The 21,802-nt window shown below is 73.5% G+C and carries 21 protein-coding genes; 16 read left to right on the top strand and 5 right to left on the bottom strand.

Annotated elements, in window-relative coordinates:
* Nucleotides 1-9 precede the first annotated feature (9 nt).
* Nucleotides 10-891, bottom strand: a complete 882-nt coding sequence (locus tag I5Q34_RS10015) for an AraC family transcriptional regulator (protein ID WP_199891855.1) — start codon at nt 889-891, stop codon at nt 10-12.
* A gap of 133 nt (nt 892-1,024) precedes the next feature.
* On the opposite strand from I5Q34_RS10015, the gene I5Q34_RS10010 reads away from it, so the two are divergent.
* The 12 genes from I5Q34_RS10010 to I5Q34_RS09955 all read left to right on the top strand — a co-directional run bounded on the left by I5Q34_RS10010 (nt 1,025) and on the right by I5Q34_RS09955 (nt 12,559).
* On the top strand, nt 1,025-1,675 hold the full coding sequence (locus I5Q34_RS10010) for a DsbA family protein (protein ID WP_234428702.1): 651 nt from the start codon (nt 1,025-1,027) through the stop codon (nt 1,673-1,675).
* 38 nt (nt 1,676-1,713) lie between these two features.
* A complete protein-coding gene (locus tag I5Q34_RS10005) occupies nt 1,714-2,364 on the top strand; it encodes an NAD(P)-dependent oxidoreductase (protein WP_199891854.1) in 651 nt (216 codons plus the stop codon).
* A 152-nt stretch (nt 2,365-2,516) separates the two neighbouring features.
* Nucleotides 2,517-3,284: an SRPBCC family protein gene (locus I5Q34_RS10000; protein ID WP_199891853.1), complete on the top strand. Its 768-nt coding sequence runs from the start codon at nt 2,517-2,519 to the stop codon at nt 3,282-3,284.
* Between the two features lie 411 nt (nt 3,285-3,695).
* Entirely contained in the window at nt 3,696-4,502 is an 807-nt protein-coding gene (locus I5Q34_RS09995; RefSeq protein ID WP_199891852.1) for an aldose 1-epimerase, read from the top strand.
* 10 nt (nt 4,503-4,512) lie between these two features.
* Nucleotides 4,513-5,049 carry an orotate phosphoribosyltransferase gene (gene pyrE, locus I5Q34_RS09990; protein ID WP_199891851.1) on the top strand — a complete coding sequence of 179 codons (537 nt, stop codon included), beginning with the start codon at nt 4,513-4,515 and terminating at the stop codon, nt 5,047-5,049.
* Between the two features lie 191 nt (nt 5,050-5,240).
* Nucleotides 5,241-6,266 carry a class II fructose-bisphosphate aldolase gene (fbaA, locus tag I5Q34_RS09985; RefSeq protein ID WP_199891850.1) on the top strand — a complete coding sequence of 342 codons (1,026 nt, stop codon included), beginning with the start codon at nt 5,241-5,243 and terminating at the stop codon, nt 6,264-6,266.
* Between the two features lie 112 nt (nt 6,267-6,378).
* A complete protein-coding gene (locus tag I5Q34_RS09980; protein WP_199891849.1) occupies nt 6,379-7,857 on the top strand; it encodes an MFS transporter in 1,479 nt (492 codons plus the stop codon).
* An 83-nt stretch (nt 7,858-7,940) separates the two neighbouring features.
* Nucleotides 7,941-8,354 carry a DUF3151 domain-containing protein gene (locus I5Q34_RS09975; RefSeq protein WP_199891848.1) on the top strand — a complete coding sequence of 138 codons (414 nt, stop codon included), beginning with the start codon at nt 7,941-7,943 and terminating at the stop codon, nt 8,352-8,354.
* Nucleotides 8,355-8,537: 183 nt separating this feature from the next.
* Nucleotides 8,538-9,347, top strand: a complete 810-nt coding sequence (locus I5Q34_RS09970; protein ID WP_199892879.1) for a tryptophan 2,3-dioxygenase — start codon at nt 8,538-8,540, stop codon at nt 9,345-9,347.
* The gene (kynU, locus tag I5Q34_RS09965) at nt 9,340-10,551 is read left to right on the top strand and encodes a kynureninase (RefSeq protein ID WP_199891847.1); all 1,212 of its coding nucleotides are present in this window, start codon (nt 9,340-9,342) and stop codon (nt 10,549-10,551) included. The genes I5Q34_RS09970 and kynU overlap by 8 nt, the downstream gene beginning before the upstream one ends.
* 119 nt (nt 10,552-10,670) lie before the next feature.
* Nucleotides 10,671-11,903, top strand: coding sequence for a histidine kinase (locus I5Q34_RS09960; RefSeq protein ID WP_199892878.1), 1,233 nt, complete (start codon nt 10,671-10,673; stop codon nt 11,901-11,903).
* Nucleotides 11,900-12,559 carry a response regulator transcription factor gene (locus I5Q34_RS09955; protein WP_199891846.1) on the top strand — a complete coding sequence of 220 codons (660 nt, stop codon included), beginning with the start codon at nt 11,900-11,902 and terminating at the stop codon, nt 12,557-12,559. The genes I5Q34_RS09960 and I5Q34_RS09955 overlap by 4 nt, the downstream gene beginning before the upstream one ends.
* Nucleotides 12,560-13,056: 497 nt before the next feature.
* On the opposite strand, the gene I5Q34_RS09950 is transcribed toward I5Q34_RS09955, so the two are convergent.
* Nucleotides 13,057-13,890 carry a diacylglycerol kinase gene (locus I5Q34_RS09950; protein ID WP_199891845.1) on the bottom strand — a complete coding sequence of 278 codons (834 nt, stop codon included), beginning with the start codon at nt 13,888-13,890 and terminating at the stop codon, nt 13,057-13,059.
* 176 nt (nt 13,891-14,066) lie between these two features.
* On the opposite strand from I5Q34_RS09950, the gene I5Q34_RS09945 reads away from it, so the two are divergent.
* Complete coding sequence (locus I5Q34_RS09945; protein ID WP_199891844.1) at nt 14,067-15,353, top strand: adenylosuccinate synthase; 1,287 nt, start codon at nt 14,067-14,069, stop codon at nt 15,351-15,353.
* Between the two features lie 82 nt (nt 15,354-15,435).
* Here the strand turns inward: I5Q34_RS09945 and I5Q34_RS09940 are convergent, their stop codons facing one another.
* Both I5Q34_RS09940 and I5Q34_RS09935 read right to left on the bottom strand, forming a co-directional pair.
* Nucleotides 15,436-17,196: a serine/threonine-protein kinase gene (locus tag I5Q34_RS09940; protein ID WP_199891843.1), complete on the bottom strand. Its 1,761-nt coding sequence runs from the start codon at nt 17,194-17,196 to the stop codon at nt 15,436-15,438.
* A gap of 164 nt (nt 17,197-17,360) precedes the next feature.
* Complete coding sequence (locus I5Q34_RS09935) at nt 17,361-17,564, bottom strand: cold-shock protein (RefSeq protein ID WP_199891842.1); 204 nt, start codon at nt 17,562-17,564, stop codon at nt 17,361-17,363.
* A 283-nt stretch (nt 17,565-17,847) separates the two neighbouring features.
* Here I5Q34_RS09935 and I5Q34_RS09930 point away from each other — a divergent pair, with 283 nt between their 5' ends.
* From I5Q34_RS09930 to I5Q34_RS09920, 3 genes are all read left to right on the top strand, one after another.
* Nucleotides 17,848-19,203, top strand: a complete 1,356-nt coding sequence (locus I5Q34_RS09930; protein ID WP_199891841.1) for an aspartate aminotransferase family protein — start codon at nt 17,848-17,850, stop codon at nt 19,201-19,203.
* Nucleotides 19,204-19,293: 90 nt separating this feature from the next.
* On the top strand, nt 19,294-19,965 hold the full coding sequence (locus I5Q34_RS09925) for a GntR family transcriptional regulator (protein WP_199891840.1): 672 nt from the start codon (nt 19,294-19,296) through the stop codon (nt 19,963-19,965).
* A gap of 160 nt (nt 19,966-20,125) precedes the next feature.
* Nucleotides 20,126-20,776, top strand: coding sequence for a hypothetical protein (locus I5Q34_RS09920; RefSeq protein ID WP_199891839.1), 651 nt, complete (start codon nt 20,126-20,128; stop codon nt 20,774-20,776).
* 188 nt (nt 20,777-20,964) lie between these two features.
* Here I5Q34_RS09920 and I5Q34_RS09915 read toward each other — a convergent pair whose 3' ends face one another.
* Nucleotides 20,965-21,696, bottom strand: coding sequence for an SLATT domain-containing protein (locus I5Q34_RS09915; RefSeq protein ID WP_199891838.1), 732 nt, complete (start codon nt 21,694-21,696; stop codon nt 20,965-20,967).
* Between the last annotated feature and the right edge of the window lie 106 nt (nt 21,697-21,802).

The following is a 21,802-nucleotide window of genomic DNA, read 5'->3' as shown; positions in this document are numbered from 1 at the left end:
CCGGCCCGTCTACGCGCTCCGGCGCGAGGCCGTGCGGAAGGCGCCGGGGGCGAGCCCCGCGCGCTGCTGGAAGAACTTCGAGAAGTTCGCGGCGTCCTCGAACCCGAGCCGCTCACCGACCCTGACGACCGGCAGGTCGCTGTGCGACAGCAACCGTTTGGCCTCCAGCACCACGCGCCGGTCGATGAATTCCTTCGCCCCCATGCCCGCCGCCGCCAGCGTCGCCCGCGACAGCGTGCGCGGCGCGTACCCCAGCGCGCGGGCGTAGTCCGCGACCCGGTGACTGGTCGCGAAGTCCCGCTCCACGGCGGCCCGGAAGCGGACGAAGGCGTCCCCGGGGGCCGCGACCCGGCTGCCCACCGGCGCGGTGAAGTGCGCCAGCCGCAGCACCAGCACGGACAGCAGGTGGCGCAGCACGTCGGCGTGGACGTCGGGGGGCAGCCCGGCGCCGGTGCGGAAGTCGGCCGCCAGGTGCCGGACGGCCAGGGACACGGCTTCGGCGTCGTCGCCCACCGGCTGCCAGAGCACCGGGTGGAAGGGGTCGTCGGCCATGGCGGCGACCGCGCTGCCGGGCGGCAGGAAGCCGGGCTGCACCAGGATCACCGTGCCCTCGACGCGGGTGGCGTCCCCGAAGCTCTGCACCTGACCGGGGCGCACCCACAGCACCGAGCCCTCCGTCAGCCAGTAGCCGGTGAAGTCCACGGTGTGGGCGGCGGCGCCGGAGTCGACGACGGCCAGCTGGTGGAAGTCCAGCCGCTGGGGCCGTTGCAGCAGGCCCTCGGCGGCGCGGTCGCGCAGTTCGGCGAGGGTCATCACCTCGACGCCGGCCGGGGTGCCGGGCGGGGGCGTATAGGTGAGGTGGAGGATCTCTTCGTGTCCGTTTTTCACCATGAGGAGACCCGAGCGTACCTGGTCGTAGGGATTCCCGCTGCCTAACGTTGTGGTCAATCACAAGCGTGGTTGAGCAGAAAACAAGTTCGGAAGACGAGTTCGGAAACGAGTTCTGGTGAACGAGGTGAACGACATGGCACAGCAGCCCCGGCACAAGGTCACATACGCGTTCGACGCCTATTGCGGGTGGTGCTACGGCTTCGGCCCCACGGTGCGGGAGTTCGCCGCGGTGAACGCCGACCGCCTGGACCTGCGGGTGCTCAGCGGTGGCCTCTTCACCGGCGCCCGCGCCCGGCCGGTGGGCGCCTACGCCTCCTACATCCCGCAGTCCGACGCGCGGATCGCCGAGCTGACCGGCGCGGTCTTCGGCCCGGACTACCGGCGGGCGGTGGCCGACGGCACGACCGTGCTCGACTCGGCCGACGCGGCGACCGCGCTGGCCGCCCTCTCCCGGCAGGCGCCGGAGCGGACGCTCGAGTTCGCCGGCGCCCTCCAACTGGCCTGGTACCGCGACGGGCTGAGCCTGTCCGACCCGGCCACGCTCAAGGCCGTCGCCGACGAGGCCGGCGGCGTGGACGCGGACGCGGCCGTCGCGGCGTACGCCCTGCCCGCGACCCGGCAGGAGGCCCGGGCCGGCTTCCGCGAGGTCCGCCGGCTCGGCGTGGACAGCTTCCCCACCCTGCTGCTGCACGCCGCCGACGGCACGGTGCGCCGCCTCGGCGGGCCCACCACGTCCGCCCGCGCGCTCACCCGGGCTCTCGACGAGCATGGAACCGGCGCGTAATACCCACCCCTTTCGTCCAACTTTTTCAGGAGATTCCCATGGCGAAGATCGCCCTCTTCGGCGCCAACGGCACGATCGGCAGCCGCGTCCTGCGCGAGGCCCTGGACCGCGGCCACCAGGTGACGGCCGTCGTCCGCGACCCCTCCAAGGTCACCGTCGAGCACCCCGCCCTCACCGTCGTGACCGGTGACGTCCTCGACCCGAAGTCCGTCGCGGCCGCGGCCCAGGGCCAGGACGTCGTCGTCAGCGCGGTCGGCGGCGGTGACGGCCCCGGCCACCTCGCCACCATCGAGCCGGCCGCCGAGTCCCTGGTGGAGGGGCTGCGCATGCTGGGCGACGCCGCCCCGCGGCTGATCGCGGTCGGCGGCGCCGGCTCGCTGCGCACCCCCGACGGCAAGCAGGTCTGGGACACGGAGGGGCTGCCGGAGTTCCTGCTCCAGATCATGCGCGCCCACGGTGACGCGCTGGACTTCTACCGCACGGTGACCGACGTCCGCTGGACCAACGTCAGCCCCGCCGGCACCATCGAGCCCGGCGAGCGCACCGGTACCTACCGCACCGGTCTCGACGACCTCGTCGTGGACGAGAACGGCAAGAGCCGCATATCCACCGAGGACTACGCCGTCGCCCTCATCGACGAGATCGAGAAGCCGCAGCACGTCGGCGAGCGCTTCACGGTCGCGGACTGACGTGGACCCTTGGCCGTCCGCCGGCCCGTGTGATCGCCGATCGTCCCGGATCGGCGGCCGCGGTCGGCGGACGGTCGTCTTCCGCCGGAAACTTCGACCGGATCCGACCGGGGAGTCCCTGCCGGCGAAACCGGTGGGTAGGCTCGCATGCCATGGAGCATGAGGTTTTCGTTCCGTTTCCCGTCGGCGACGTCCGGCGGGCGCTGTCCGATCCCGAGCGGGTCGCCCGGTGCGTGCCGGGCCTCCAGCGGGACGCGGGAGAGGCGGGGGACGCGCAGGGGGCCGCCGTCGCCGGGCGGCTGCGCCTGCGCATCGGCGGATCGACGATCACCTACCGGGGGTCGCTCCGGCTGGCCGAGCGGGACGGCGCGTACGAGCTGACGGCCGAGGGCACGGAGGCGCGCGGCTCGGCCACGGTGACCCTCACGCTGCTCGCCGTTCCCGCCGAGGTCCCCGGCGGCACCCGGCTGACCTGCACGGGGACGGTGGCCCGCGCCGGGCGGCTGGCCGAGGCCGACGAGCGGACGGCCCAGGCGGCGGGCCGCCGGCTGCTGGACCGCTTCGCGACCGCGCTGGCCGAGACGCTGGCCCATGACGCGGACGAAGCCCCGGCTGCCGACGGGGAGTTCGTGACCGCCGAGGACGTGGTGTCGGACGTCGTGGCCGAGGTCGTCGAGGACGTCGTCGCCGAGGCCGTCCCCGACGAGGAGCCGCCGGCCGAGGCGGCCCATGCCCGCCGGACGATGATCGGCCGCAGCGCGGAGGAGGTCGACCACGCGCCGCCGCGCGGGCGGTACGCGCCCGTTCCGGCGCCCGAGACGACCACGGGCCGCGCGGCCCTGCGCTGGGCGGCGCCGGCGGCGGCGGTGGCGCTGGCGTCGGCGGTGGTGGTGGGGCGGGTGCTGCGGCGTCGGAGGTAGGGGTTTGTCCCCGCCCCGCCCTTTCACCGTTTCTTCCGGGGCTCCGCCCCTCGGCCCGGCACCGCGCTCCGCGCGGTGGGGGTGCGGGGGCTTCGCCCCCTGCGCCCCCACCGGGGCTCCGCCCCTGGACCCCGTGTCGCGGCTTCGCCGCTCGTCCTCAAGCGCCGGACGGGCTGAAATGTGCGCCCGGGCTGGATATCCGGTGCGGGCAGTATCCGGTGCGGGCGCGAAATTCAGCCCGTCCGGCGCTTGAGGACGACCGCGCGCAGCGCGGTTCCAGGGGTCCAGGGGGCGAAGCCCCCGGTCAATGCGGCGAAGCCGCGTTGCGGGCCCCGGGGCTTGCCCCGGCAGAAGCGGTGAAAGGGCGGGTCCGGGGCAACTTCCCGCCCCCGCCCACCTATCGTCGGCATCGTGACGAACCCCCAGACAACCACCACCACCCTCACCGCCGGCCCCGCCCGGGCCACCGTGGACACGGCGAACGGCTGCCGCCTCTCCAGCCTCCGCGTCGGTGGCACGGAACTCCTCCGGCAGGGGCCCAAGTACGGCGCCTTCCCCATGGTTCCCTGGTGCGGCCGCATCGACCACGGCCGCTTCCGCAACGGCGCCGAGACGCACCAGATGCCGGTCAACCACCCGCCCCACGCCATCCACGGCACGGGCCGCGACGTGCCCTGGCGCACGGTCCGCGCGGAGGACGCCTTCGCCGCGTTCGCCTACGAACTCGCCGACACGGCCTGGCCGTACCCCGGCCGCGTCACCCAGATGGCAGAACTGGCCGAGGATTCCCTGACGCTCACCCTCGGCGTCGAGGCGGCCGAGGACTCCTTCCCGGCCCAGGCCGGCTGGCATCCCTGGTTCCGGCGCAACCTCGGCACCGGCGGTGACGTCGAGATCGACTTCGCCCCCGCCTGGCAGGAGGAGCGCGGCGAGGACCACCTGCCCACCGGCCGCCGCGTCGACCCGCGGCCCGGCCCCTGGGACGACTGCTTCGGGATGCCCGACGGCGTCCGGGTCACCCTCACCTGGCCGGGCGCCCTGGAGCTGACCGTCACCAGCCGCGCCGAATGGGTCGTCGTCTACGACGAGCAGGCCGAAGCCGTCTGCGTGGAGCCGCAGTCGGGCCCGCCGAACGGGCTCAACACCCTCCCCCGCCTCGTCACCCCCATCGATCCGCTGGAGATCTCCACGACGTGGGCCTGGCGCACGCTGGCCTAAGCTCGTCCCCATGAACGCGCGTGACGCCCTGCTTCAGCAGATCAAGGACAAGGCCGTCGTCCACGGCAAGGTGACCCTCTCCTCCGGCAAGGAGGCCGACTACTACATCGACCTGCGCCGGATCACCCTGGACGCCGAGGCCGCCCCGCTGGTCGGCCAGGTGATGCTGGACGCCACCGCCGACCTGGAGTACGACGCCGTGGGCGGGCTCACCCTCGGCGCCGACCCGGTCGCCACGTCGATGCTGCACGCCGCCGCCGCGCGCGGCCGCCGGCTGGACGCCTTCGTCGTCCGCAAGGCGCAGAAGACGCACGGCATGCAGCGCCGCATCGAGGGCCCGGACATCAAGGGCCGCCGCGTCCTGGTCGTCGAGGACACCTCGACCACCGGCGGCTCCCCGCTGACCGCCGTCGAGGCGGCCCGCGAGGCGGGCGCCGAGGTCGTCGCGGTCGCGACGATCGTCGACCGCGGTGCCGACCGGGCCATTTCCGACGCCGGTCTGCGTTATGTCACCGGCTACCAGCTCGGGGATCTGGACCTGGCCTGACCTGCGGATTCGCAAGGCGTCCCGGACGGTGGGCGCGAGGTTTCACGTGAAACCCCGCGCCCACCGTCGTATCTGGCGCATGCACCATGTGGAGCAATTCGGGGAGTCTGGGAAGATGGGGACGACGATGAACGTCGCCCCCTAGGTCAGGGCACCCCCAAGCCCACCCGCACATCACAAGGAGCGGACAGATGCCCATCGCAACCCCCGAGGTCTACAACGAGATGCTCGACCGGGCGAAGGCAGGCAAGTTCGCCTACCCGGCCATCAATGTGACCTCGACCCAGACTCTGCACGCCGCGCTGCGCGGTTTCGCCGAGGCGGAGAGCGACGGCATCATCCAGATCTCCACCGGTGGCGCGGAGTTCCTGGGCGGCCAGTACAGCAAGGACATGGTCTCCGGCGCCGTCGCGCTGGCCGAGTTCGCGCACGTCGTGGCCAAGAAGTACCCGGTCAACATCGCGCTGCACACCGACCACTGCCCCAAGGACAAGCTGGACGGCTATGTCCGCCCGCTGCTGAAGATCTCCCAGGAGCGCGTGGCCGCCGGCCAGAACCCGCTGTTCCAGTCCCACATGTGGGACGGCTCCGCCGAGAAGCTCGACGAGAACCTCGCCATCGCGAAGGAACTGCTCGCCGAGGCCGTCAAGGCGAAGATCATCCTCGAGGTCGAGATCACCCCGACCGGTGGCGAGGAGGACGGCGTCACCCACGAGATCAACGACGAGCTGTACACCACCGTCGCCGACGTGGAGAAGACCGCCGAGGCCCTGGGCCTGGGCGAGAAGGGCCGCTACCTGCTGGCCGCCTCCTTCGGCAACGTCCACGGCGTCTACAAGCCGGGCAATGTCGTGCTCCGCCCCGAGCTGCTCCGTGAGCTCCAGGACGGCATGGCCGCCAAGCACGGCAAGCAGGACCCGTTCGACTTCGTCTTCCACGGCGGCTCCGGCTCCACCGAGGAGGAGATCCGCACCGCGCTGGAGAACGGCGTCGTGAAGATGAACCTCGACACCGACACCCAGTACGCCTTCACCCGCCCGGTGGCGGCCCACATGTTCCAGAACTACGACGGCGTCCTCAAGGTCGACGGCGAGGTCGGCAACAAGAAGACCTACGACCCGCGGACCTGGGGCAAGCTGGCCGAGGCGGGCATGGCCGAGCGCGTCACCAAGGCCTGCGCCGACCTGCGCTCGACGGGCACCAAGCTCGGCAAGTAACTCGGCAAGTAAGCGGTACGGAAACAAGTAAGCGGTACGGAAAGGGGCCCGGCGGATCGCGCCGGGCCCCTTTCGCATGGCCTCGTCCGCCCCGCCGGGGGACGATCGGACCATGAGCGACTCCGAGGACGCGGGCCCGGCGATCCGCCTGGGCACGCCCACGGGGCGGTACGTCCTGCTCACGGCCGTCCTCGGCTCCGGCATGGCCCTGCTCGACAGCACCGTCGTCAACGTGGCCCTGCCGCACATCGGCACCGACCTCCACGCGGACCTGGCCGTCCTCCAGTGGACCGTGAACGCCTACATGCTCACCCTCGCCGGGCTGATCCTGCTCGGCGGGGCGCTGGGCGACCGGTTCGGGCGGCGGCGGGTGTTCGTCGTCGGCATCGTCTGGTTCGCGCTCGCCTCGCTGCTCTGCGGGATCGCCCCCAGCGCCGGGGTGCTGATCGCGGCCCGCGCGCTCCAGGGCATCGGCGGGGCGCTGCTCACCCCCGGCTCGCTCGCGCTGCTCCAGGCCGTCTTCCACCCCGACGACCGCGCGGGCGCGGTGGGCGCCTGGTCCGGGCTGGGCGGCGTGGCCTCGGCGGTCGGGCCGTTCGTGGGCGGCTGGCTGGTGGACGGGCCCGGCTGGCGCTGGGTGTTCCTGATCAACCTGCCGATCGCCGCGGTCTGCGTCCCCGTCGCCCTGCGTTACGTGCCGGAGACCCGCGATCCCACGGCCCGCGGCCGGTTCGACGTGCTCGGCGCGGTGCTGGGCGCGCTGGCCCTCGGGCTGACCACCTACGCCCTGATCGCCGCGCCCGACCACGGAGCCTCGCCCGCGGTGATCGTCCCCGGGGTCGCCGGGGTGCTGCTGGGCGTGCTCTTCGTCCGGCTGGAGGGGCGGCTGGCCGAGCCGATGCTGCCGCCGGGGATCTTCGCGAGCCGGACGTTCTCGGCGGTGAACGCGGTCACGGTCTGCGTCTACGCGGCGTTCAGCGGCTTCTTCTTCCTCTCGGTGCTCCAGCTCCAGATCGTCGCCGGCTGGTCCGCGCTCGCCGCCGGCACGGCGCTGCTCCCGACCACCGTCCTGATGCTGCTGCTCTCCTCCCGCGCCGGCCGGCTCGGCCAGGCGATCGGTCCCCGGCTGCCGCTGACCGTCGGCCCGCTGCTGTGCGCGGCGGGCATGCTGCTGATGACCCGCGCCGGGCAGGGCGCCGTGTACTGGCGGGACGTCCTGCCCGCGCTGGTCGTCCTCGGCCTGGGCATGTCGGCGCTGGTCGCCCCGCTGACGGCCACGGTGCTCGCCTCGGTGGACGTCGGGCGCGCGGGCCTGGCCAGCGGCATCAACAACGCGGCCGCCCGGGCCGCCGGCCTGGTGGCGGTGGCCGCGCTGCCGCTGGTGACGGGGATGGGCCCGGAGGCGTACCGCGACCCCACGGCCTTCGGGAGCGCGTTCCGGTGGGCGATGGTGTGGTGCGCGGTGGCCCTGGTGGCCGGGGCGCTGCTGGCCTGGACGACGATCCGCGCCCCACAGCGTGGCCGGTGCCACCCGGAGTGCGCCTACCACTGTGGGGTGGCGTCACCGCCGCTGGACCCGGGCGAGCGCTGACCGTCCCGCGCTGACCGGCCCGCGCGCGATCACGCGTGCCACGCCCTCCCCGCCCGGCGGGGCGACAGTGCAGACTGGAGGCCATGTCGATTCACGAGAACCTGCTCGGGGGACCGCCCCCGACCCACCTGCCCGACGACCCCGAGCCGCGCGAGCTGCTCGCCTCCGGCGCGGCCCCCGCCGAGGTCGCAGCCAAGTACCCCTCCTCCTCCCTCGCCTGGGCGCAGCTCGCCGACGACGCGTTCGAGGCCGGCCGGGTCGTGGAGTCCTACGCGTACGCCCGCACCGGCTACCACCGCGGCCTGGACGCGCTGCGCCGCAACGGCTGGAAGGGCCACGGGCCGGTGCCGTTCGAGCACGAGCCCAACCGCGGCTTCCTGCGCGCGCTGCACGCACTCGCCCGCGCCGCCCAGGCGATCGGCGAGCAGGAGGAGTACGAGCGCTGCTCGACGTTCCTCCGCGACAGCTCGCCGACGGCCGCCAGCACCCTGGGCTGAGCAGCGTCTCCGGCCGGAACTCCCGCTTCAGGGCGGGCCGTTCCGGCCGGACGACCTCTTGCCCGCGGCGGCCCTTGGGACGGATGATGCCCGCAGGGGACCGGGGCTCCACGCGCGAGAGGAAGGGGCGGACCGCTACCCGCAGGATTGGCTGCCGAGGAGTCCGCCGTGTCGCGACCGCCCATGTCCCCCACGCTCGAATTCGCCGCCACCACCCCGTACGAGGACTATGTCCGGGCCGAGGTCCTCGCCCGGCTCCAGGCGCCGCTGTCCGACGACCCGGGTGAGATGGCGTTCCTGGTGACCACTCAGGTCATGGAGTTGTGGTTCGCCCTCCTCGTCCACGAGTGGGAGACCGCCGGCCGCGCCCTGCGGGCGGACGACCTGCCCGCCGCGCTGGCCGCGCTGGACCGCTCCGTCGACGAGTTCGGCTCGCTCAACGCCTCGTGGAAGCCCATCTCCCGCCTGACGCCGGGCCAGTTCAACCGCTACCGCTCCGCGCTCGGCGAGGCGTCCGGCTTCCAGTCGGCCATGTACCGCCGCCTGGAGTTCCTGCTCGGCGACAAGTCCCGCTCCATGCTGGTGCCTTACCGCAACGTCCCCGAGGTGCACGCCCGGCTGGAGAAGGCGCTGCACGAACCGGCCCTCTACGACGAGGTGCTGCGCTGGCTCGCCCGCCGCGGCCACGCGGTCCCCGCCGCCGTCCTGGAACGCGACGTCTCCGCGCGCCACGAGCCGGACCCGGCCGTGGAGGACGTGTGGCAGCGCGTCTACGCCGCCGAGGAGCGGTACGGCGACGAGCGCCGCCTGGGGGAGGCCCTGACCGAGATCGCCGAACTCGTGTGGCGCTGGCGCAACGACCATCTGGTCGCCACCCGGCGGGCGATGGGCGCCAAGAAGGGCTCGGGCGGTTCGGCCGGGGTCGCCTGGCTGGAGAAGCGCGCCACGAAGACCGTCTTCCCCGAGCTGTGGACGGCGCGCAGCCATGTCTGACCTCGCCGCCGTTTCCGACCTCGCCCGCGAGGCGGCCGACCACGACGCAGCCGACGAACTCGCCCCCCTCCGCGCCGCGTTCGACCTCGACGACGGCACCGTCTACCTCAACGGCAACTCGCTGGGCGCGCTGCCCCGCGCCGTCGCGCCCCGCCTCGCCGAGGTCGTCCGGCACGAGTGGGGGCGTCGGCTGGCCCGCTCCTGGGGCGCGTGGTGGACCGCGCCCGAGCGCGTCGGCGACCGGATCGGACGGCTGGTCGGCGCGGCGCCCGGACAGGTCGTCGTGGGCGACTCGACCAGCGTCAACCTCTTCAAGGCCCTGGTCGCGGCCGTCCGCCTGGCCGGCCCGGAGCGCGACGAGATCCTCGTCGACGCGGCGACCTTCCCCACGGACGGCTACATCGCCGCGTCGGCGGCCCGGCTGACCGGCCGGCGCGTCCGGGCCGCCGAGCCCGGCACGATCGGCCGCGAGGCCGGGCCCCGCACCGCCGCGGTGCTCGTCAACCACGTCGACTACCGCACCGGGCGGCTGCACGACCTGCCCGGCATCACCGCCGCCGCGCACGCCGCCGGTGCGCGCGTGGTGTGGGACCTGTGCCACAGCGCGGGCGCGCTGCCCGTCGGGCTCGACGAGCACGGCGTGGACCTCGCGGCCGGCTGCACGTACAAGTACCTCAACGGCGGCCCCGGTTCCCCCGCCTTCCTCTACGTGCGCCGGGAGCTCCAGTCCCGCTTCGACTCCCCGCTGCCCGGCTGGAACTCGCACGCCGACCCGTTCGGCATGGAGCCCGGCTACCGGCCCGCCGACGGGGCGGCGCGCGGCCGGGTCGGCACGCCCGACATCCTCTCCCTGCTCGCCCTGGACGCCGCCCTCGACGTCTGGGACGGCGTGGACCTCGCGGCCCTGCGGTCCAAGAGCCTCGCCCTCACCGACTTCTTCCTGCGCTGCGTGGCCGCGTACGTCCCCGAGGGCCGGGTGACATCCGTCACCCCGGCCGCGCACGCCGAACGCGGCAGCCAGGTCTCGCTGCGCCGCCCCGGCGCCGGAGAGATCATGGCGGAGCTGGTCCGGCGGGACGTCGTCGGCGACTTCCGGCCCCCGGACGTGCTGCGTTTCGGCTTCGCCCCGCTGTACTGCCGCTTCGCCGACGCGGAGCGGGCGGCGCGGGAGCTGGCCGCGGTGGTGCGCGGTACTGGTGCGTAGTACTTGAGACGGACGGCCGGAGATCCTCATCGACGCGGACGACGCCCGGCGGATGTCTGTTTACGGTGGAACGCGTGAATCCGACCCCCGAGCCGACCTCCCTCCGCAGCGAGCTGCTCATGCTCAAGAGCGCCTTCGAGGGCATCCACCGTGACCTGTTCACGGATGCCTTCGCCTTCCGGCCGCTGCCGCCGCTCGCGCCCGGCAGCCGTCTGCTGCGCGTCGTGCCGCGCCGGATGCGCCGGTACGCGCGGTGGCTGCCGCACGCCGCGCTCGGGGCGCTGACTTGCCTGCTCATGTTCCAGGGCGTCGCCCACGGCGGACTGCCCATCGCGCTGCTCGTCGGAGTGCCGGTGCTGATGACCCTGGTGCGCCCCATCGGCGCCTGGTGGTGCTCGGTCGGCGCGGTCTTCCTCTCGATCGTCCTGGGGGTCCCGGAGGTCGCCCTCAGCGTCCACGTGCTGGTGATGATGCTCGTCGCGATGCGGACGCGGCCGCGGGTCGCGGGGGAGATGTGGCTGCTGACCGCCTTCCTCGCGGCCTTCCTGGTCGTCTTCCGCCCGGTCATGGGCACCAGCGGCCTCTTCGAGCTGCTCGTCGTCTCCGGCGTGCTGCTCTTCGGCGTCCTCGCCGTGCGGCTGCTGCGCGAGTCCCGGCAGCAGGTCGCGGCCCAGACGGCCGTCACCGAGGTCGAGCGGTCCCGGCGCACGGTGCTGGAGGAGCGCACCACCATCGCCCGCGAGCTGCACGACGTCGTGGCGCACCACATGTCCGTCGTCGCCATCCAGGCGGAGGCCGCGCCGTACCGGGTCCAGGACACGCCGCCCGAGCTGGCCGCCGCGTTCGTCACCATCCGCGAGAACGCCGTCGCGGCCCTCACGGAGCTGCGGCGCGTCCTCGGCGTCATCCGTTCCGACGGCTCCGGCGCCTTCGACGACCCCGAGGCCCCGCAGCCGACGCTGGCCGCGCTCGACGGGCTGCTGGCCAACGTCCGGGGCGCCGGGCTCGACGTCGAGCACGTCACCACCGGGGTCGTGCGCCCGCTGCCGCAGGGCGTGGAGCTGTCCGCGTACCGCGTCGTCCAGGAGGCGCTGAGCAACGTGCTGCGGCACGCGCCCGGGGCGGCCGCGCGCGTCGAGCTGTCCTACGTGCCCGTCGGGCTCGGGCTGCGCGTCGTCAACGGGCCGCCCGACCGGCTGGCCAAGCCCTCGCCCGGTGCCGGGCACGGGGTGCTGGGCATGCGCGAGCGCGTCGCGATGCTCGGAGGCGAGATGACGGACGGTCCCACGGCGGACGGGGGCTACGAGGTCTCCGTCTTCATGCCGGTCGCGGCCGCGGGGGCCGCCGCATGACCATCAGGGTGCTGATCGTCGACGACCAGATGATGGTCCGCGAGGGCTTCTCCGTGCTGCTCAACGCCATGCCCGACATCGAGGTCGTGGGCGAGGCCGTGGACGGCCGCCAGGCGCTCGCGAAGGTCGCGGAGCTGCGCCCCGACGTCGTCCTCATGGACATCCGCATGCCCGAGCTCAACGGCCTGGAGGCCACGAGGGAGATCGTCGCGGCCGACGCGGACGCGAAGGTGCTGGTGCTCACCACCTTCGACCTGGACGAGTACGTCTACCAGGCGCTGCGGGCCGGGGCGAGCGGCTTCCTGCTCAAGGACGCGTCGGCGCGGCAGCTGGCGGACGGGGTGCGCGTGGTCGCCTCCGGGGAGGCCCTCCTCGCGCCGACGGTCACGAAGCGCCTCATCCAGGAGTTCTCGCGGCTGGGGACGCCGCGGGCGCCTTCGCAGGAGCGGATCGGGGATCTCACGGAGCGGGAGACGGAGGTGCTGGTGCTGGTCGCCCAGGGGCGGTCGAACGCGGAGATCGCGTCGTATCTGGTGGTGGCCGAGTCGACGGTGAAGACGCACGTCAGCCGGATCCTGGTGAAGCTGGGGCTGCGGGACCGGACGCAGGCGGCGGTGTTCGCGTACGAGGCGGGGCTGATCACGCCGGGGGGCTGATCGGGGTTGTTCGCCCCCGGCCCGCCCTTTCACCGTTTCTTCCGGGGCTGCGCCCCTGGGCCCGGCACCGCGCTCCGCGCGGTGAGGCGGGGGCTGCGCCCCCTGCACCCCGCTTCGGGGCTCCGCCCCGGGCCCCGTGTCGCGGCTTCGCCGCTCGTCCTCAAACTCCCCGGAGGGGGCGACCCCCAGACGGGCTGACAGTGCGCGCCCGAGCGGAAGTCTGTGCCTGGGTGGAAGTCTGCGCCGGGCTGGACATCCTGCGTGGGGCTGGACATCCTGCGCGGGCACGAATCAGCCCGTCTGGGGTCGCCCCCTCCGGGGAGTTTGAGGACAGCGCCCGGAGGGCGCTTCGGGGGTGCAAGGGGCAGAGCCCCCGCCTCACCGCGCGGAGCGCGGTTTCGGGGTTCCAGGGGGCGAAGCCCACGTTGCGGGCCCCGGGGCCCGCCCCGGAAGAAACGGTGAAAGAGCGGGCCGGGGGCAGACAAACCCCGGAGCACTCACTCCCTCGGCAGCACCAGCCGCCACGCCTCCCCCTCCGCCGTCCACGTCCGCACCTCCACCGGCCCCCGTATCCGGTTGTCCGCCCGGTAGCGGAAGTCCGGGCCGGAGACGGTCACCGCGCGGGCCCGGCACCGCAGCGGCGCCTCCGCGCCGGCCGGGTGGACGGCGACGTCCGCCAGGCCCCCGGCCATGGTGACCGCGACGCGGTCCAGCGGCTGGTCCGCGTCGGCCAGCACCACCCCGTCCGCCTCCACCCGCAGCCGCGGCCCCGCCGCCGTCGCGCGGCCGGTCGGCCGGGTCAGCAGGGCCAGGGCCGTCCGGGCGGTCCGCGCCGCGGGCGTCCACCACGGCGCCGAGGAGGCCGGGGCGGATCCGGAGTGGGACCGGCCGGCCGGCGCCCGGACCCCGCCCAGCACCACGCCGCCACTCTCGTCCGCCAGCAGCCCCAGCCGCCGCTCCGCCCCGTCCAGCACCGCCCGTGCGGCGGCCACCGCGCCCAGCGGGACGCCCAGCGCGCGGGCCACCGGGACCGCCGGGAGCGGCCCCACGGGCACCCAGGCCAGCGGCGCGTCGGCCAGCTCCCGCTGCTGGTGCAGCAGGGCGACCACGCGCAGTAACGCCCGGTCGTCCCCGATGACGACCATCCGCCTCCGGCCGCGCCGGGCGACCGCCCGGGCGATCTCCGCGGGGCCGTCCGGGAGACAGATTTTCGCCACCGATCCGGCGCTCAGCACATCCCTCGCGATCCGCACGGATTCGCCGTCCACGCGCCTCGCGACCGGGTCGACGACGACAAGCAGCTGCTGTCCAGTCGGGTCTGCAGCCGACACGTTCGTCCTTCCTCAGGTAACCTCTCGGTGCAAGAGCCCCTGTCGCTGTTGCGCCAGGGGCTTCGTCTATCCGGGGCACCGGTTCGACGGCTCTAGCGGTGGTGAACGCCCGAAACCAGCGGGCTCTTACCCCCCACGCACGTTGGACATGCCCCGCCCGGAAGGGGTGTACGCCTGTGCCCGCACTTGTGCTGCTCGGTGCTCAGTGGGGTGACGAGGGCAAGGGAAAGGCCACCGACCTGCTCGGTGGGTCCGTTGACTATGTGGTGCGCTACCAAGGTGGCAACAACGCCGGCCACACGGTCGTCGTCGGTGACCAGAAATACGCGCTCCACCTCCTCCCCTCCGGAATCCTCTCGCCGGGGTGCACCCCGGTCATCGGCAACGGTGTCGTCGTGGACCCGGCGGTCCTGCTCTCCGAGCTGAGCGGGCTGAACGAGCGCGGCGTCGACACGTCCAAGCTCCTGGTCAGCGGCAACGCGCACCTGATCACGCCGTACCACACCACGGTCGACAAGGTGACGGAACGCTTCCTCGGCAAGCGGAAGATCGGCACCACCGGCCGCGGCATCGGCCCGACCTACGCGGACAAGATCAACCGCGTGGGCATCCGCGTCCAGGACCTGTACGACGAGTCGATCCTGGAGCAGAAGGTCGAGGCTGCCCTCGACTTCAAGAACCAGATCCTGGCGAAGCTCTACAACCGCCGCGCGATCGACTCCGCGAAGATCGTCGACGAGCTGCTGGGCTACGCCGAGCAGATCAAGCCCTTCGTCGCCGACACCACGCTGGTCCTGAACAACGCCATCGACGAGGGCAAGGTCGTCCTCTTCGAGGGCGGCCAGGGCACCCTGCTGGACGTGGACCACGGCACGTACCCCTTCGTGACCTCCTCGAACCCGACCGCGGGCGGCGCCTGCACGGGTGCGGGCGTCGGCCCCACGAAGATCAACCGGGTCATCGGCATCCTCAAGGCGTACACCACCCGCGTCGGCGCCGGTCCGTTCCCGACCGAGCTGTTCGACAAGGACGGCGAGGCGCTGCGCACCATCGGCGGCGAGCGCGGTGTCACCACCGGCCGTGACCGCCGCTGCGGCTGGTTCGACGCCGTGATCGCCCGCTACGCCACGCGCGTCAACGGCCTGACGGACTTCTTCCTCACCAAGCTCGACGTGCTCACCGGCTGGGAGCAGATCCCGGTCTGCGTCGCGTACGAGATCGACGGCAAGCGCGTCGAGGAACTGCCCTACAGCCAGAGCGACTTCCACCACGCGAAGCCGGTCTACGAGATGCTGCCGGGCTGGACCGAGGACATCAGCAAGGCGAAGACCTTCTCCGAGCTGCCGAAGAACGCCCAGGCGTACGTCAAGGCGCTGGAGGAGATGTCGGGCGCCCCGATCTCCGCGATCGGCGTCGGTCCGGGCCGCGACGAGACGATCGAGATCAACTCGTTCCTGTCGTAGTCGCAGCGGTACGTGCGAAGCGCCCCGGTGGGTTCCCACCGGGGCGCTTCGCGTTCTCGGCGGCGTTCTCAGCCCTGCTTGCTCAGCCCTGTTTGCCGTAGACCAGCGACGCGTCCTTCGTCCCCGAGTCGACGAAGTCGCGGCGCATCCGGCCGTCCGGCAGCAGCGTCAGGTCGGAGGCCGAACCGGGCTGGCAGGCCGAGGCGGGCTGGGCGCCGGTGACGGTGGACGGGCCGAGGCGCAGCACGGTGGCGGTGCTGTCGCCCCGGACGGGGGCGGTCCAGGTGCAGCGGTAGGACGTGCCGTCGTCGAGGTTGCCGTGGCCCTCGATCTCGGCGGTGCCGCCGCTGGCCCCCACCGTGAGGTCGATGGTGCGGTAGCTGCGGCCGCCGCCGGTGGCGAAGTCGGAGGACCAGCTGCCGTTGAACGCCTGCGCGCCGCCCGTCGGGGCCGCGCCGGTGGGCGGGACGGTCGTGGGCGGCGTCCGGGGCGTCCGCGGCGTTCGCGGCGGGGACGAGGCGTTGTGGCCGGGGCTCCGGTCGGCCGTCGTCGGGTGGGCCGAGGGCCGGTCGTCGTCCCCGCTCCGCTGCTGCTTGACCAGGTAGACCGTCCCGGCGCCGGCCAGCAGCCCGGCCGTCGCGATGGCGACGATCGCCAGCGGCTTGCGGGAGCGGCGCGCGGGCGGCTGCTGCGGTCCGTAGTAGGGGCCGTGCGGGTGAGCGCCGTACGGGCCGTACGGGGCGGTGTACGGGCCGGGGTGCGCGGGCCCGTAGCCGCCCGGGGGCGGCGGCGGGTGTCCGACGGAGGTGGTGACGGCCGTCATGGTGGGCGGGTCCGCCGGCGGGGGCGCGACGGGCGGCGGAACGACGGAGGCGGGCTGCTCGGACGCGGCGGCGGGGGCCGTGCCGGATATCTCCGCCGGTCCCTCGACGTCGAGCATCCGCGCCGCGTGCCGGCCCAGCTGGGCGACGAGCCCGCCGGGCAGCCACGGCTCGGCGGCGGAGGCCGGCTCCTCGTCGGCGTCCGTCCGGTCGAGCCGGTCGAGCACCTGCTCGGGTGTGGGGCGGTCCGCGGGTTCCTTCGCCAGGCAGTCGGTGATCAGCGGGAGCAGCGGCCCGGGGACGTCGGTGAGGTCGGGCTCCTCCTCCGCGACGCGGAACATCAGGGCGTGCGCCCCGCTGTCCGCCGTGCCGAACGGCATCCGCCCGGTGGCCGCGTAGGCGAGCACCGAGCCGAGGCAGAAGACGTCGCTGGCCGCGGTGGTCCCCCGGCCGCGCACCTGCTCGGGCGACATGAAGCCGGGGGAGCCGACCGCGGCCCCGGTGCGGGTGAGCCCCTCCCCGTCCGTCAGGGCGTCCAGGGCCCGGGCGATGCCGAAGTCGATGACGCGCGGCCCGTCCAGCGTGACCAGGACGTTGGAGGGCTTGAGGTCGCGGTGGACGAGGCCCGCCGCGTGGATCGCCTGGAGCGCGCGGGCGAGCCCGGCGGCCAGGATGCGGACGGACCGCTCGGGCAGCGGCCCGAAGTCCTGGCCGACGACCTGGCGCAGCGAGGGTCCGGCGATGTAGCCGGTCGCCACCCAGGGCACGTCCGCCTCGGTGTCGGCGTCCAGGACCGGCGCGGTCCACTCGCCGCCGACCTCGCGGGCGGCCCGCACCTCGCGCCGGAAGCGGCGGCGGAACTCGTCCTGCCCGGCCAGTTCCGGGTGGACGAGTTTGACCGCGACTGTGCGGCCGCGGTCCGAACGGGCCAGGTAGACCCGGCCCATGCCCCCCGCGCCGAGCCGGCCGAGCAGCCGGTAGGCGCCGAGCGTGCGCGGGTCCTCCGCCGTCAGGGCGTCCATGCGCTCGGTTCTCCTTCCCCCGTGTTCCCGAGTTCCCCCGTGTTCCCGAGTTCCCCCGTGTTCCCGAGTTCCCCCGTGTTCCCGAGCCGGAGGATAGCCGCATGACGAGAGGGCCGGTCCTCCGCAGGGGAGGACCGGCCCTCTCGGGGCCTCGGGTCAGGGCCTCAGGCGGGGTTGATGTTCTCGGCTTGCGGGCCCTTGTGGCCCTGGGTGATGTCGAACGTGACCTTCTGGCCTTCCGTGAGTTCGCGGAAGCCGGTGGTCGCGATGTTGGAGTAGTGGGCGAAGACGTCGGCCCCGCCGCCGTCCTGCTGGATGAAGCCGAAGCCCTTCTCCGAGTTGAACCATTTCACGGTGCCCGTGGCCAAGATGACTCCTCGATAGAGCGGTGTGGGGAGGTGCCCCGAAAGAGAAGAGCGCCCGAGGTCACAGACCATCAGGCGCAACTGGCGACGAACGTAGCACGCGTGACCCGGGCGAACCGTTATTTCCCGTACGGCGATTCGCGGGCCGGGACCGGCGGCCGTGGACACCGGCACAGTGCCGGTATCCGCGGCCGGTCCCGGACACTGTGCCGGTGCCGCGGGCCGCACGGCGGCCGTAGGCTGCGCGGAACAGCCCGAGCCCGCCGAGCACCCCGAGGTCACGCCCGTGAGCACGCTGCCCGACCCCGCCCTCGGTGCCGCCGTCAAGGCCGCCGACCGCGCGCACGTCTTCCACTCCTGGTCCGCCCAGGGCCTCATCGACCCGCTGGCCGTCGCGGGCGCCGAGGGCTCCTACTTCTGGGACTTCGACGGCAACCGCTACCTCGACTTCTCCTCCCAGCTCGTCAACACCAACATCGGCCACCAACACCCCAGGGTGGTCGCGGCGATCCAGGAACAGGCGGCGCGGCTGTGCACGTTCGCGCCGGGCTTCGCCGTGGAGGCGCGTTCCGAGGCGGCCCGGCTCATCGCCGGGCGGACCCCCGGCGACCTGAACAGGATCTTCTTCACCAACGGCGGCGCGGAAGCGGTCGAGAACGCCGTCCGGATGGCCCGGCTGCACACCGGGCGCCCCAAGGTGTTCAGCGCCTACCGCTCGTACCACGGCGCCACCGCCGCCGCGATCCACCTCACCGGGGACCCGCGCCGCTGGCCGTCCGACAGCGGTGCCGCCGGCGTCGTCCACTTCTGGGGGCCGTTCCTCTACCGCTCGCCGTTCCACGCGGAGACCGAGGAGCAGGAGTGCGAACGAGCGCTCCGGCACCTGGAGGACACCGTCGTCTTCGAGGGACCGGCGACGGTGGCCGCGATCGTCCTGGAGACCGTGCCCGGTACCGCCGGCATCATGGTCCCGCCGCCCGGCTACCTCGCCGGGGTGCGCGAGATCTGCGACAAGTACGGCATCGTCCTCGTCCTCGACGAAGTCATGGCGGGCTTCGGCCGGACGGGCCGCTGGTTCGCCGCCGACCACTGGGGCGTGGTCCCGGACCTGATGACCTTCGCCAAGGGCGTCAACTCCGGTTACGTCCCGCTCGGTGGCGTGGCCATTTCCGACGAGATCGCCGCGACCTTCGAGAAGCGCCCCTACCCGGGCGGACTGACCTATTCCGGCCATCCGCTGGCCTGCGCCTCGGCGGTGGCGACGATCAACGCGATGGCCGAGGAGGGCATCGTGGAGAACGCCGCCCGGATCGGCGAGGAGGTCCTCGGGCCCGGGCTGCGCGAGCTCGCCGCGCGCCACCCCTCGGTCGGCGAGGTGCGCGGCACCGGCGTCTTCTGGGCGGTGGAGCTGGTGCGCGACCGCGCCACCCGTGAGCCGCTGGTGCCCTACAACGCCACGGGCGAGGCCAACGCCCCCATGGCCGCCGTGGCCGCGGCCTGCCGTGCCTCGGGCCTGTGGCCGTTCGTGAACATGAACCGGATCCACGTCGTCCCGCCGTGCACGATCGGCGACTCCGAGGCCAAGGACGGGCTCGCTCTGCTGGACGAGGCACTGACGGTGGCTGACGCCCACACCGTCTGACCCGGTACGCTCCCCGACGGCCCTCGCCTATCTTGTTGCGAGGGCCGTTCGCGCGCGGGCGCGCGGTCACGGAAGGGGAGACGGACAACCATGCCCGGCAGCGACGCTGTCAAGCGCACGACGCTGCGCTCACAGATCGCCGACGCCCTGCGCGAGGAAGTCATCGCGGGCCGGCTCCCTGCTGGGCGGCAGTTCACCGTCAAGGAGATCGCCGAGAGCTACGGCGTCTCGGCCACCCCCGTCCGCGAGGCGCTCCTCGACCTGTGCTCGCAGGGGCTCCTCGACGTCGAGCTGCACCGGGGCTACCGGGTGCGGGAGTTCTCGTACGCCGACTTCCTGGACATGGTCGAGGCTCGCACGATGATGCTGGAGGGCATGTTCCGGCACGCCACCGAGCAGGCGATGATCGCCGCCACCCCGGCCGTCCTGGCCTCCGTGCGGCGCCGCGCCGAGGAGGCCGCGCGCGCCGCGACCGCCGGCGACCTCGACATCCTCATCGGCTACGACCTGCGCTTCTGGCGCGAGTTCGCGGCCCTGGTCGGCAACCCCTACATCTCCGACTTCCTGGACCGGGTGCGGGTGCAGTGCTGGGTCTTCATGGTGCCGCTGCTGCGCCGGGTCGCCGATCTGCGCGGACGGCTGTGGTGCGGGCACACCGAGATGGTGGACGCGCTGGCCCGCCGGGAGGCGGTGGCCGTGCAGCGCATCGTCACCGGCTACAACACCCACGCGATGACGCTCATCAAGTCCCTGACGGCGTGACGTCCCGAGGGATCGCGGCGTGACGTCCTGACGGCCCCACGGCCCGAAGAGCGCGGCGGAATCCGGTCGTCCCTGTCCGTCCGCCCTGTGTGACAACCCGCTGAGCGGCACTACTCTGGCCCGACCATCGCACTGAAGGCGAATACGAGAGTGAGCTCACGTGGCCTGTGACCTCTGGCTTGTCCCCCTGGTCGACGTGCTGTGCCACAGCCCCGACAACCCGTTCGCCGAGGAGATCGCCGTCTACGACAAGGCGCTCGGCGAGGCGGGGCTGCCGCCCGTCCCCGTCTTCGGCTACATGCCGGGCCTGTCCGGGGACGTGGCCCCCGTCGCGGGCTTCGACTACGACGCGCTCCACTTCCTGCGCCGCGCCCACCTGCTGAACCTGTGCGGACTGTCCGTCACCCCCGTGGACGAACTCGGCGGCGACTACGAGCAGTTGCTGGAGATGTTCGAGGCCACCGCCCAGCAGTCGCACCTGGTCTGGCACTACGACCACGCGGGCGCGTACGTCCCGGTGGACTTCGCCCACCCGCTCACCAACGACGAACTCCTCGACGGAGGCGGCCCCTTGGGGTCCAGCCACGGGCTGCTGCGCGAACTGCGGGCCGTGGCCCCGGTGCTGGGCATCGATCCGGACAACCCGCCCGAGACGCCGGCCGCTCCGGACCGGCCCACGACGCTGGACGAGCGGGCCGTGCCCGGACCGGCGGACGACAGCCCGTTCGCCCGGGAGCGGCACGTGTGGCTGGGCCTGCACGCGGCGGCCACCCGGAGCCTGGGGCAGGGGTCGATGATCGTCTTCAGCTGAGGGGCGTCTTCAGCTGTGGATCGTCTTCAGCTGTGCGGGACCCTCGGGCCGGGCCTGCCCGCCGGGAGCGCCGCCCTGGCAGGCCGCTTTTCCGGCGAGGGCTGATGCCGGCCGAGGACGCCTTCGCCGGCTGACCGGCTCCGTCCGCCGGCCCCGGGAGGCGGGACGGGGCCCGTCGGGGCCGCCGGTCAGCGGGGCGACTCCGGCGGGCGCTGGCGCGGCATGTTCGGGCGGGAGCCGGGCGGGATCGGGAAGCGGCCGACGGCCGTGCCGTTCTCCCCCCGGGGGCCCCAGGCGACCAGCGACTGTGTCAGCAGCGGCGCCGGGCCGGCCCGGAACTCCACCATCCAGTCGGCCGTTTCGGCCCGGACGAGCTCGGAGACGTCCTCCGAGAAGCGGCGCAGCACCGTCAGGCAGCGCTCGGCCGCCTCGCTCGCCGTGCCCTCCGTCGGGCCGAGCACCTCGCGCACGCACTCCGACGCCCAGTCGAACTGCAGGACCTCCAGGCGCCGTTGGACCGCCTGCGCGGTGGCGACGGCCCGCATCCAGCCCGTCGTCAGCCCGAAGTAGCGGTCGCAGCCGACGCAGGCCACCGTGCCCAGCAGGGCGAGGAACGCCCAGGTGGAGCCGGAGTCCAGCGCCCCGGCCAGCTGCAGCAGCGGCAGCGCGGCGCCGACGACCGTGAACACCGCGGCGGCCACCCGCAGGATGCGGGCCCAGCGCCGCTTCCACGCCCGGTCCGCCAGATACCAGTCGGCCAGGTACAGCGCGCCGCTCTCCACCCATCGGTACAGCTCGTCCAGCCGCTGGGCCGGCTCACCCCAGTCGCCCAGCGGGAACGTCCGGCCGCGCAGGTCTCCCCGGTGCTTCCCGTCCTGCTCCTTGGGGAGTCCCTCGGGCCGCATCTCAGGCTGGCTCACCCCTGCACTCCCTCTTCACCGCCGAGTACCCCTGTCACCGCCCCTTTCCTACCGCCGAACGGTTGGCCTTGTGCGCCGGATCGGGTCTTTGCCGCCCGTAAGTGCC

The sequence above is a fragment of the Streptomyces sp. AV19 genome, from assembly GCF_015999245.1.
Taxonomy (GTDB): domain Bacteria; phylum Actinomycetota; class Actinomycetes; order Streptomycetales; family Streptomycetaceae; genus Streptomyces.
Note: the sequence above shows the minus strand (reverse complement) of the source record. Positions and strands in the feature narration are given on the sequence as shown.